The sequence below is a fragment of the Type-D symbiont of Plautia stali genome (assembly GCF_001485335.1).
Classification (GTDB): Bacteria; Pseudomonadota; Gammaproteobacteria; order Enterobacterales; family Enterobacteriaceae; genus Pantoea; species Pantoea vagans_C.
In genome coordinates this window covers 73533-84306 of sequence record NZ_BBOC01000011.1, presented here as the reverse complement: position 1 = coordinate 84306, position 10774 = coordinate 73533, and the positions used below count along the sequence as shown (strand labels likewise).

Below are 10774 nucleotides of genomic sequence, written 5' to 3'. Positions count from 1 at the left end.
TACGCACCCTCCTCAACACCCCCAACAAAATTCCTGATGACAACCCGGCACGCTCTGTGCAGGATAGTTTTTTATTTTCAGGGAATCACCATGAGTGCAAAAGCGGCAACGTTAGAGGGCCGGATACAACAGCACTGGGATCAACTCTCCAGCCACGAGCAGCGACTGGCCGACGTGCTGCTGGCCGCACCGGGTCAGCTGGCGATGAACACCGCCACTGAACTGGCGCAGAGCGCGGGGGTCTCCAAGGCCACCACCACGCGTTTCTTCCGCCATCTGGGCTACGAAAGCTACGAAGCCGCACGCCGCCAGGCGCGTGAAATGCAGAGCAGCGGTTCGCCGCTTTATCTGCAAGCTGTACCCACCGCGTCACCGCTCGCCAGCATCATGCAGCAGCATCTGGAGCGAGAAATCGCCAATCTGGTCAACAGCTATCGCACGCTGGACAGCGAACAACTGCAACAGGCGGTGAGCGCGATTGCACAAGCACGCCGTGTGGTGGTGATGGGCTGGCGTCATAGCCAGACTATCGCACAGCTGATTTACCGCGATCTGGTGCATATCCATGCCGATGTGCGGCTGTTACCTCGACCCGGTGATTCGCTGGCTGAACACCTCGCCGCGCTCAACAAACAAGACGTGGTGATCTGTGTTGGCCTGCGCCGCCGCATGCCCGCGCTGGAAGCGGCGATGAATGCACTGGCTGAGCGTGACGTGCCGATGCTCTACATCGCGGATGTGCTCTCTGGCAAACCCGCGCGCCACGCGCAGTGGGTGGTACGCTGCCACACTGACAGCAGTTTAATCTTCGACAGCACCGCCGCGCTCTCTGGCGTGTGCAATCTACTCTGTTCACTGGTGGCCCGACAAATGGGCAAAACCAGCAATGATCACCTCGCACAAATCGAAGCGTTGCACCAATCCCTCGACGAACTCGAATAACGCCCCATTCTGGCGCACTTTGCGCCAGAGATTGCCCCAAAATCGTGCATGTACCCTGGCACTCGTTTCTCACATTCTCTCGCCAGTGAAACTGTAGAAACTAAAATTAAATACAAAGAAACATATGTTTCTCACTGATTTTATTCAATAAAGACTCAACTGGATTGAGTGCATTCCTGAATGGTGAAAAAACTGGCACAAAATATGCTCAGTAGAAAAAGACATTTCACCAACACCAGGGAAACACCATAATGAAAAAAACAGCACTGCTGATCGCCGCACTTCTCTCCGTTGGCACCATGGCACAGGCGCAAGCCGACACCCTGAGTGACATCAAAAGCAGCGGCAAAATCACCGTTGGGATCGATCCAACCTTTCCTCCATACGAATACACCGACGACAAAGGCGAGATCACCGGCTACAGCGTGGCGATCATGCAATCCTTCGCCAAAGATCTCGGTGTAAAAGTTGAGTTTCAAAAAACCGCTTTCAGCGGCATTTTGCCAGGCCTGATCTCCGGCTCGTTCAACGCGGAAGGCTCCTCTCTCAACCTGACGGCTGAACGCGCGAAGAAAGTGCTGTTCACCGTGCCTTACAGTAAAACGGTTAACGGCGTATTGATGCGTGACGATGCGGCGAAAGCGTTCAGCGGCAAAACCCTGACGCCAGAGAGCCTGTCGGGCCTGCGTGGTGCCGTGAAAACTTCCAGCGTGCCTGAGCAGTTGCTGAAAGGGTTCAATGAGCAGCTGAAGAAAGAGGGCAAAAAACCGATCACCATCATCAACGTGGATTCGCTGGACCAGACCGTCAGCACCCTGATGACCAAACGCGCTGACTTCGTCTATGACGATATCTCGGTGCTGGCGCCGGTAGCGAAAAAAATACAGCGGCAAAGTAGCACAGGTGGGCGAAGTCGGTCCTTCACAGTGGATGGGTTGGGCAACGCGCAAAGAAGATGGCAGCCTGAACAAAGCCATCAGCGACCATATTCTGGCGATGCAGAAAGACGGTGAGCTGACCAAACTGCAGCAGCAGTATCTCGGCACCACCTTTACCGTTCCCGCCAGCGATTTCATCCCTCAGGAGTAATTATGTGCCAGTGCAACCTGACGGTGCCTGCGGGCCATGGCAAAACCTTCCGCGTGCGTAAGGGCCAGTTTATTACCGTGATTGATAGTGAAGGGCAGCAGGCGGCCGATTTTGTCGCGGTGAACGCCGATGACCTGAACGAAAAGCTGTCGCCGGTGCATACCCGTCAGCATCTGCGTTCGCTGTTCTTCAAGCCGGGCGATGCGCTCTGGTCGAGTGAAAACCGTCCGATGCTGCGCATTCTGGCCGACAGCATCGGCATTCACGATGCCAACGTGCCTGCTTGCGATCGCACCCGTTTTAGCGTCGATTTCGGTGTCGAAGGGCACCGCAACTGCGTGGATAACCTGCTGGAAGGCATGAAAGAATTTGGCGTGACGTATTTCTCACTGCCAGAGCCGTTCAACCTGTTCCAGAACGGCCCGGTCACCGCCGATGGTCGTATGGAAGTGACCGATCCCAACAGCAAAGCCGGCGACAGTATTACTTTTGAAGCGCTGTGCGATCTGATCTGTTCTGTCTCGTCCTGCCCGCAGGACATTATTCCGGGCAACGGTTTGCAGGTTACGCCGATTGATATCGTGGTGAGTGACCATTTTCACGCTGAGGAGATGAATCATGCTGTTAATGCGTGAAAGTTTTGAAGAGACCGCCGAGCGTACGCTGGCACCGTCGGTCACGGTAAAGCCGGGAAGCGTCGGATCGATCAAGGTGCTGCGCGGCCAGCTGCTGCGTATCAGCGCACAGGGCGATGGCGCGGTGGCCTCACTGTTTGGTTTTAGTCTGGCCGATCCGGCGGTATGGCTGTCGGTACATCACACCCGCGTGTTCAGTAACAGCTATCTGTTGGGTTCTGGCATGCGTCTGGTCAACAACCGTCGCCGTCCGATGATGGTACTGGGTAAAGACAGCGTGAAACGTCATGACCTGCTGCTGCCAGCCTCAACCTCGGCGTTTCTTGCCGAGCGTGGCTATCAGGGCGAGGGTTGCCTCGACGCGGTCAGCGCGGAGCTGGCGCGACTGGGAATGGCGGTGCCGAAGCTACCGGACCCCATCAACCTGTTTATGCACGTCAAGCTGACGCGTGCGGGTGACCTGCTGCCTGAGCCGAACCTGACCAAAGCCGGTGACAGCATCACCTGCCGCGTGGTGATGGATACCCAGTTCATTGTCTCCGCCTGCAATACCGGCATTGAAGGCAACGATCGTCCGGCGCCGCTGCTGCTGTCGGTGGCGGAGAACCTGCACGACTTTAACGCGGAGTAACGCATGGGGCTGGATCAACAGGTAGTGGCCGCGCTGCCGGAACTCGGACACGGCCTGCTGATGACGCTGGTACTGACGGTACTGGCCTCATTAGTCAGCGTGGTGATGGGGCAGCTCGGCTGCTTCCTGCAACTGCGCCGAGCCTGGATCTGGCGTTTCATTGGTCGGTTATATGTCAGCCTGATGCGCGGGACACCAGCCATCGTGCAGCTGTTTGTGGTGTTTTTCACCTTGCCGCGTTTGGGCTTGGGCGGTCAGCCAATGCTGGCCGCGGTGATCGCCATCGGCCTCAACAGCGGTGCCTATGTGGCGGAGATTTTGCGTGTGAACCGCTCGTTAGTGACGCGAGGCCAGCTCGAAGCGGCGCGTACCTTGGGCTTAAGCCGCTTTATGACCTGGTGGTATGTTATCAATCCTCAGGTGATGCGGGCGAGTCTGCCGATGCTGGTCAATGAGTTCACTATTCTGCTGAAAACCACGCCGCTGGCCTCGGTGGTGGCACTCACTGAGTTGACCTATGCCGGGCAAATTGTCATTGCGCGCACCTATGAGGCTACGCAAGTGCTGTTGCTGGTGGCGGCAGGTTATTTGTTGATCGCCATGCCGTTGATAGCCGCTGCACGGCGTCTGGAAGTGAAACGGAGGAGTGCGTAATGGATTGGCAGGCAATTCTTTCATCACTTCCCTCGCTCGGCGATGGTCTGATCGCCACGCTGCAACTGTGTATCGTTGCAGCGCTCTGCTCACTGGCATGGGGCGGGCTGATGGCGCTGCTGCTGATGCGCGCTTCGCCGTTCTGGCTGCGTTTGCTCAATCTCTACAGTGGGTTAACGCTGGCGTTACCGCTGCTGGTGGTGATCTATCTGCTCTATTTTGTGCTGCCGGAATACGACATCACGCTGTCATCGCCGGTGGTGGGCGTGCTGGCGCTGACGCTCTATTACGCGCCTTATATCGCGCAGGTGATTCGTGCCGCGATTGAAGCCTTGCCGAAAGGGCAGTGGGAAGCGTGTCGGGTGCTGGGTTTGAGCCGCACGGAGCAGTTGCGCGATGTAGTGCTGCCGCAAACCCTGCCGCAGATGTTGTCGCCGCTGGTGGGGCTGATGATCGGGTTGATCAAAGACTCGGCGCTGCTCTCGATCGTCTCAGTGCAGGAGTTTATGTACGCCGCGAAGCAGGCGATTTCGGATACCTACGCACCGCTGGAGATCTATCTCACCGTGGCAGTGTGTTACTGGGTGCTCAACAGTCTGATCGACTGGCTGGCGCGCCGCCTTGAATCTCGCATGACGCGCTATCGTCGCGGCATGCAGCATTAATCAGGAGAATATTATGTCGGCTGAATTTCAGCATCGTGAAGTGATCACCATCCCCGCACGCTACGGTAAAGCGGTGCGTTTGAAAAAAGGCGAAGCGGTGCAGGTGATCAACACCCACGGCACCCAGGTGGTGGATTGCTGGGCTTACAACGCGCACGACGTCAGCGAATATATGTGTATGGAAGCCACGCGCGTGTGGAACCAACGGCTGAACCCCAAAGTCGGTGACAGCTTTATCACCAGCCAGCGCCACCCGATTCTGACCTTAGTGGCGGATACCTCACCCGGCGTGCACGACTCTTTTATGGCCGCATGCGATGCGCGTCGATATGAGCTGTTGGGCTGTACGGAGTATCACCGCAACTGCCACGATAACCTGTTCGAAGGCATGCGCGAATTGGGCGTGGATTTACCGCACGGCAATCTGGCGTCACTGAATATTTTCATGAATATTCAGGTGCAGCCGGATGGCATCACCCTGAAAACCTTGCCGGTGGTGACCAAGCCGGGCGACTACATCGTGCTGCGCGCCGAGATGGATTGCTTTGTGGCGTTTTCAGCCTGCCCGCAGGATATTGTGAGTATTCAGGGGCAGGGCGATAACACCCCGCGCGATGCCGAGTTGCGCATTCTGACCGCCGGTTTCCCACAGGTTCAGCTGCAAGGGGCGTGGGTGCCCGCGTAATGCTTGTCAGTTAATCGACTGACGATAACGCCGTCTGGGACCGCTCCGGGGCTGGCGGTCCTCGCGCCGCTACGCGGTACCTTCACTTCACTCGTCTGCCTTAACGGACCGGTGCCGATGGAACATCCATGTTCCAGCGCCACCTTTCGCCCGCGTCCTGCGGGCTCTCCTGGCATACTCGCTCAGCTCAGCGCTGCGGAATGCCAGCCCCGGAGCGGCCCCAGCCGGCTCATGAGCTTCAGTGCGTGTTGTCAAAAAGGGCACATTGCCTGAGGCGATGACGCCACTACTGCCCCCTCAGGGCTATCCGCAGCGCTGAGACTTTTACGTTGTGCCAGGAGCCCCACGCGGGGAGGCGTGGGGCAGTTCGCGGCCGACCATGGATGGTCATCCGCGAACGGTCCGTCCGGCACGACGTGGAAGTTGAAGGCACCGCGTTAGCGGCGCGAGGACGGCCCAGAGGGGGCAGTAGTGGCGGCAGAGCCCGCACAGAAAAGTCAGGCCACTTATCAATAAGCAGTCTAAGTTCTTAACTGACAATCATTACGCCATTTATGGCGACCTTGATAATGATCGCACCGAACTCAAGACTTCACCACCCCATCCAGCCACGCCTGAAAGCGCGCATAGGGCACATACAGCGCGACATCTTTGTACAACGTCTTACCCGTCTTATTGTCATCAATCTGGCTGCTGTAACCGACGATCACTCCCGCTAAGGTATCGTCGCTGGCGTTATATACCGCGCCGCCAGACATGCCTTTCACCACGCCCGCATTGGCGGCAACCACCACGCAACTTGGTTTATTCCAGTCATTCGCCAGTGTGGTATTAATCAAATTCTTGCCGCTGGAAGCTACCGGCATGGCAGAGATAAAGCTGTAACCGTAGAGATTCACGTTGTCGCCAATATGGCTGTTACGGAACGGCGGGGGCAGGTTAGTTTCGCTGTTTTTGTGGTACACCACGGCGATGTCACACTCCGGATGCCAGGCTTTCACCCGGTACATCGAGTATTTCGCCACATGAGCCGCCGTCAGGCTGTATTCGGGGGTCAGAGGGATGGTGGTGCCCAGCGCACCAATACCCAGCACGGTAGGAATGCCGGTCACGGTCATATCGACGCGTTTAGCCGCTTCCGAGCTGTATTCATAATGCCCAACCGAGCAGCCGCTTAAGCAACTTACTGTCAGTGCGATCAGCCATCGCATAGGTCTTTCCCCCTGCATTTTTGACACCACATTACCGGGCAATCCATTGGGGTATCGGCAATGCGCGCGCATCCTTTACTGATTGATTTCTCGCCAAAAGCTGAGCCGCTGTGACAGCGATCACATCTGTATCAAGCGTAGCGCGAAAAGTGCGATCTGTCTCAGTGGTCAGGTGAGGTCACTTTTTCACGCGGGGATTATTGCGTTGCAAGCAAAAATGCCTTGCAGCACACAGGCTGGTTGAGCCGCCAAGGCTGTGCTTTAATCGGAATGTGACGCAGTTCAAATATTATTAAGCGTCAGCTGTAACCGTCCTGCATTCGCAGTGCGGCCCGCCTGCATAATTATTTTAGGAGAGAGTGTTATGCCTGTTGCATTACTGGCGCTGGCGCTGAGTGCGTTTGCCATCGGCACCACGGAGTTCGTCATTATGGGATTGCTGCCAGAAGTGGCGGGCGATCTGCAGGTGTCGATTCCTTCAGCAGGATGGCTGATCAGCGGGTACGCGCTGGGTGTGGCCATCGGTGCACCGATCATGGCGCTGTTGACCGCCAAACTGCCGCGTAAACGCACGCTCATTCTGCTGATGATCATCTTCATCATCGGTAACGTACTCTGTGCGCTGGCTTACACCTACAACCTGTTAATGCTGGCGCGCGTGGTGACTGCACTCTGCCATGGAGCCTTCTTCGGTATCGGTTCGGTGGTGGCGGCGAGCCTGGTGGCACCCAGCCGTCAGGCCTCTGCGGTGGCGCTGATGTTCACCGGCTTAACCCTGGCAAACGTGCTGGGCGTGCCGCTTGGTACCTGGTTTGGTCAGCTGTTCGGCTGGCGCGCCACCTTCTGGGGCGTCGCGATTATCGGCATCCTCGCCTTTATCGCTTTAATCGTCAGTCTCCCGACCAATAAAGAAGAGAAACCGGTGCATCTGGCGAGTGAAGTGAGTGCCCTCGCTAACGGTAAACTGTGGCTTTCATTGCTGATGACGGTGTTCTTCGCGGCTGCGATGTTTGCCCTGTTCAGCTACATTGCGCCGCTGTTGTTGCAGGTGACGGGGATTACCGATCGTGGCGTGAGCTGGACGCTGTTCCTGATTGGTGCGGGCTTAACCGTAGGCAATATTCTGGGCGGTAAACTGGCCGACTGGAAAGTCTCCTTCAGCCTGATCCTGAGCTTTGTGCTGATTGCCGTCTTCTCGCTGCTGTTCAGCTGGACCAGCCATGCACTGTGGCTGGCCGAAATCACCCTGTTCCTGTGGGCGATGGCGACCTTTGCCACCGTGCCAGGCTTGCAGATTAACGTGGTACGCCACGGTAAAGAGGCACCGAACCTGGTCTCTACCCTGAACATCTCGGCGTTCAACGTCGGGAACGCGCTGGGTGCCTGGGTCGGTGGTGCGGTGATTGATAAAGGTTACGGCCTGACCGCCGTGCCAGTGGCGGCTGCGGCACTGGCGGTGGTTGGATTGGTCATCTGCCTGATCACCTTCCGCAAGTCGGGCGGGCAGAGCGAAGCGGTACGCGCTTAAACCAGACGATCGGCAATGCGTTGGGTAAAGGTGGCCACCTGCTGCTGCAGGTGGTCACAGAAGTGATCAACCAGTGCCGATGCGGGGCGATGTTGCGGCCGCACCAGGCTGACGGTGAACGGCACGGCAACGCTGAAACGACGCATCACTACTCCGCTGTCGGCGTAATCCAGCGCCGTCAGCGGGTTCACAATCGAAATTCCCACCCCCGCCCGCACCATGGCGCACACCGACGCGGCACTGTGCGTCTCCAGCACTAAACGTCGCTCAACCTCTTGCTCATGAAACAGCGAATCCAGTAGCTGACGATAGCTGTCACTGCGCGACAGGCTGACGTAATTTTCTCCGTGGAAATCCTGCGGCGTCAGGACGTCACGCTGGCACAACGGATGCTGCGGTGGCAACACGCACACTTCATCGCAGGTCAGCAGCGGCAGGCGCTCGGTGCCTGCGGGCGCGTGTTGGGTTTCGGTCAGGCCGAGATCGTAGCGCTGCGCCGACAGCCACTCTTCCAACAGCGGTGACTCCTGCGGAATGATGTTCAAACTCACCTGTGGATAGCGTTGCAGGAAAGGTTGCAGCAGCGGTGGCAGCAGTGACTGGGAAAACACCGGCAGACAGGCAATCGACAGTTCGCCCTGACGAAACTGGCGCAGCCCTTCTGCGGCATCCATGATGCGGTCCAGACCGTACCACGAACGCTGCACCTCTTCGTACAGCCGTAAGCCTTGTACTGTCGGTTGTAAACGCCCACGCACCCGTTCAAACAGCTGTAAGCCTAGCTGTTGTTCCAGCCTTGCAAGCTCGCGGCTGACTGTGGGCTGCGAGGTATGCAGCAGCGTAGCCGCCTGAGTCAGGTTGCCGCTGGTCATCACCGCATGGAAAATTTCGATATGTCGCCAGTTAATTTTTGCCATCAGTTCCTCCGCTCATCCATATCATATTTGTATAGATGTCACTAAAACAGATATTTTTATGAATCGATGTGCTGTGGCTAAATAGTCGCAAAGACACAGGAGAATTGAGATGCCACGTCCACTGAACAACACTGAAACGGCGCTGACTGCCGCCAACTTACTGCCGCTGGCCCAGCGTTACGCAGGTCCCTTCTGGGCTTACGATGCCGCGATTATCCAGCAGCGTATCGCGCAGCTCAGCGCTTTTGACGTGGTGCGTTTTGCGCAGAAAGCCTGCTCCAACATCCATATTCTGCGTTTGATGCGTGCTGCAGGTGTAAAGGTTGATTCAGTTTCGCTGGGTGAAATTGAGCGCGCGCTGGCCGCCGGCTTCCAGCCGGGTGGCGAGGATATCGTCTTCACCGCAGACGTACTGGATGAACCTACGCTGGCACGTATCGCCGAACTGAAAGTGCCGGTCAATGCCGGATCGGTGGATATGCTGCATCAGCTCGGTGCGGTGTCCGCAGGACACAAAGTGTGGCTGCGCATCAATCCGGGCTTCGGTCACGGTCACAGCCAGAAAACCAACACCGGCGGTGAGAACAGCAAGCACGGCATCTGGCACAGCGATCTGCCGCTGGCGCTGGCCGCGATTCAGCAGCACGGCTTGAAATTGGTTGGCCTGCATATGCATATCGGTTCCGGCGTGGATTATGGCCACTTGCAGCAGGTGTGTGACGCGATGGTCGATCAAGTAGTGGCCTTTGGTCAGGACCTGGAAGCAATTTCTGCCGGTGGTGGGTTATCGATTCCGTACCGTTTCGGCGAAGAAGCCATTGATACGCAGCACTATTTCGGTCTGTGGAACGGTGCGCGCGAACGTATTGCGGCGCATTTGGGCCATCCGGTGAAACTGGAAATCGAACCCGGCCGTTTCCTGGTCGCAGAGTCAGGTGTGCTGGTGTCACAGGTGCGTGCGGTGAAAGAGATGGGCAGCCGTCACTTTGTGCTGGTGGACGCGGGCTTCAGTGATTTGATGCGTCCGTCGATGTACGGCAGCTATCACCACATCTCCGTGCTGCCAACCGATGGCCGTGCGCTGAGCGATGCGACGGTAGATTCGGTAGTGGCGGGGCCGTTGTGTGAATCGGGTGATGTGTTTACCCAGTTGGAAGGCGGCAAAGTCGAGACACGCGCACTGCCTGCTACCCAGGTGGGAGATTACCTGGTGTTCCACGATACCGGCGCGTACGGTGCATCCATGTCATCCAACTACAACAGCCGCCCGTTGATCCCGGAAGTGCTGTTTGAGAATGGCGCACCGCGTGAAATCCGTCGTGCGCAGACCATTCAGGAGCTGCTGGCGCTGGAGCTGATGTGATCAAGATTGTCGCGCTCAGTGAGGTGCCACATCACGCCAGTCACATCACCGACTGGCTGTGGCAGGCGTTTGGCGAAGGGACCTCGCGCGAGTTTTATCACAGCATTGTGCTTAGTAGCCTGAACGGTGCCGACTATCCGGTGACCTTTGTGGCACTGGATGGTGATGTGCCTTTGGGCACGGTCGGGTTCTGGCGCTGCGATTTGATCAGCCGTCAGGATCTTTACCCTTGGGTTGCCGCACTGTATGTCGATGAACATGCGCGCGGTCAGGGATTGAGTGAAGCACTGCAACAGCATGTGATTGATTTTGCTCGCCAGCGCGGACATGAGAAGTTATGGCTGTGGTCAACTTTTGGCGGCTACTACGAACGCTTTGGCTGGGATTATCAGTGTGATGCGCTGGAGTTCCCGGACGTGCGGGTGAAGGTGTATTCGCAGGATTTGGCGTAGAG

Annotated in this window: 11 protein-coding genes and 1 pseudogene; 10 read left to right on the top strand and 2 right to left on the bottom strand. The window is 57.2% G+C overall.

The features are described from left to right. Positions 1 to 90 precede the first annotated feature (90 nt). The 7 genes and pseudogenes from PSSD_RS05710 (at position 91) to PSSD_RS05680 (ending at position 5301) form a co-directional block, all read left to right on the top strand. Entirely contained in the window at positions 91 to 942 is an 852-nt protein-coding gene (locus tag PSSD_RS05710) for a MurR/RpiR family transcriptional regulator (RefSeq protein WP_039337245.1), read from the top strand. Positions 943 to 1193: 251 nt separating this feature from the next. Continuing rightward, a pseudogene (locus PSSD_RS28420) lies at positions 1194 to 2031 on the top strand (transporter substrate-binding domain-containing protein). A 2-nt stretch (positions 2032 to 2033) separates the two neighbouring features. Beyond that, on the top strand, positions 2034 to 2666 hold the full coding sequence (locus tag PSSD_RS05700) for a DUF1989 domain-containing protein (RefSeq protein ID WP_058969908.1): 633 nt from the start codon (positions 2034 to 2036) through the stop codon (positions 2664 to 2666). After that, a complete protein-coding gene (locus PSSD_RS05695; RefSeq protein WP_058969907.1) occupies positions 2650 to 3297 on the top strand; it encodes an urea carboxylase-associated family protein in 648 nt (215 codons plus the stop codon). The genes PSSD_RS05700 and PSSD_RS05695 overlap by 17 nt, the downstream gene beginning before the upstream one ends. A 3-nt stretch (positions 3298 to 3300) precedes the next feature. Next, on the top strand, positions 3301 to 3951 hold the full coding sequence (locus tag PSSD_RS05690) for an amino acid ABC transporter permease (protein ID WP_058969906.1): 651 nt from the start codon (positions 3301 to 3303) through the stop codon (positions 3949 to 3951). Beyond that, positions 3951 to 4616 carry an amino acid ABC transporter permease gene (locus PSSD_RS05685; protein ID WP_039337235.1) on the top strand — a complete coding sequence of 222 codons (666 nt, stop codon included), beginning with the start codon at positions 3951 to 3953 and terminating at the stop codon, positions 4614 to 4616. Before PSSD_RS05690 ends, PSSD_RS05685 begins: the two co-directional genes overlap by 1 nt. 13 nt (positions 4617 to 4629) lie before the next feature. Then, on the top strand, positions 4630 to 5301 hold the full coding sequence (locus tag PSSD_RS05680) for a DUF1989 domain-containing protein (RefSeq protein WP_058969905.1): 672 nt from the start codon (positions 4630 to 4632) through the stop codon (positions 5299 to 5301). A 584-nt stretch (positions 5302 to 5885) separates the two neighbouring features. Here PSSD_RS05680 and PSSD_RS05675 read toward each other — a convergent pair. Next, positions 5886 to 6512 (bottom strand): hypothetical protein, encoded by a 627-nt coding sequence (locus PSSD_RS05675; protein WP_058969904.1) that lies wholly within the window; start codon positions 6510 to 6512, stop codon positions 5886 to 5888. Between the two features lie 364 nt (positions 6513 to 6876). Between PSSD_RS05675 and PSSD_RS05670 the strand changes: the two genes are divergently transcribed. Beyond that, positions 6877 to 8040 (top strand): MFS transporter, encoded by a 1164-nt coding sequence (locus PSSD_RS05670; RefSeq protein WP_058969903.1) that lies wholly within the window; start codon positions 6877 to 6879, stop codon positions 8038 to 8040. On the opposite strand, the gene PSSD_RS05665 is transcribed toward PSSD_RS05670, so the two are convergent. Continuing rightward, entirely contained in the window at positions 8037 to 8957 is a 921-nt protein-coding gene (locus tag PSSD_RS05665; protein WP_058969902.1) for a LysR family transcriptional regulator, read from the bottom strand. The genes PSSD_RS05670 and PSSD_RS05665 overlap by 4 nt on opposite strands. A 109-nt stretch (positions 8958 to 9066) precedes the next feature. On the opposite strand from PSSD_RS05665, the gene lysA reads away from it, so the two are divergent. Together lysA and PSSD_RS05655 are read left to right on the top strand one after the other, a co-directional pair. Next, positions 9067 to 10320: a diaminopimelate decarboxylase gene (lysA, locus tag PSSD_RS05660; RefSeq protein ID WP_058969901.1), complete on the top strand. Its 1254-nt coding sequence runs from the start codon at positions 9067 to 9069 to the stop codon at positions 10318 to 10320. Further along, positions 10317 to 10772 (top strand): GNAT family N-acetyltransferase, encoded by a 456-nt coding sequence (locus PSSD_RS05655; protein WP_058969900.1) that lies wholly within the window; start codon positions 10317 to 10319, stop codon positions 10770 to 10772. Before lysA ends, PSSD_RS05655 begins: the two co-directional genes overlap by 4 nt. Positions 10773 to 10774: the final 2 nt, after the last annotated feature.

What these genes read in the sequence shown, in the direction of transcription:
- PSSD_RS05710 (WP_039337245.1), top strand. Translation starts at nt 91, where the DNA reads ATGAGTGCAAAAGCGGCAACGTTAGAGGGCCGGATACAACAGCACTGG.
- PSSD_RS05700 (WP_058969908.1), top strand. Translation starts at nt 2,034, where the DNA reads ATGTGCCAGTGCAACCTGACGGTGCCTGCGGGCCATGGCAAAACCTTC.
- PSSD_RS05695 (WP_058969907.1), top strand. Translation starts at nt 2,650, where the DNA reads ATGCTGTTAATGCGTGAAAGTTTTGAAGAGACCGCCGAGCGTACGCTG.
- PSSD_RS05690 (WP_058969906.1), top strand. Translation starts at nt 3,301, where the DNA reads ATGGGGCTGGATCAACAGGTAGTGGCCGCGCTGCCGGAACTCGGACAC.
- PSSD_RS05685 (WP_039337235.1), top strand. Translation starts at nt 3,951, where the DNA reads ATGGATTGGCAGGCAATTCTTTCATCACTTCCCTCGCTCGGCGATGGT.
- PSSD_RS05680 (WP_058969905.1), top strand. Translation starts at nt 4,630, where the DNA reads ATGTCGGCTGAATTTCAGCATCGTGAAGTGATCACCATCCCCGCACGC.
- PSSD_RS05675 (WP_058969904.1), bottom strand. Translation starts at nt 6,512, where the DNA reads ATGCGATGGCTGATCGCACTGACAGTAAGTTGCTTAAGCGGCTGCTCG.
- PSSD_RS05670 (WP_058969903.1), top strand. Translation starts at nt 6,877, where the DNA reads ATGCCTGTTGCATTACTGGCGCTGGCGCTGAGTGCGTTTGCCATCGGC.
- PSSD_RS05665 (WP_058969902.1), bottom strand. Translation starts at nt 8,957, where the DNA reads ATGGCAAAAATTAACTGGCGACATATCGAAATTTTCCATGCGGTGATG.
- lysA (WP_058969901.1), top strand. Translation starts at nt 9,067, where the DNA reads ATGCCACGTCCACTGAACAACACTGAAACGGCGCTGACTGCCGCCAAC.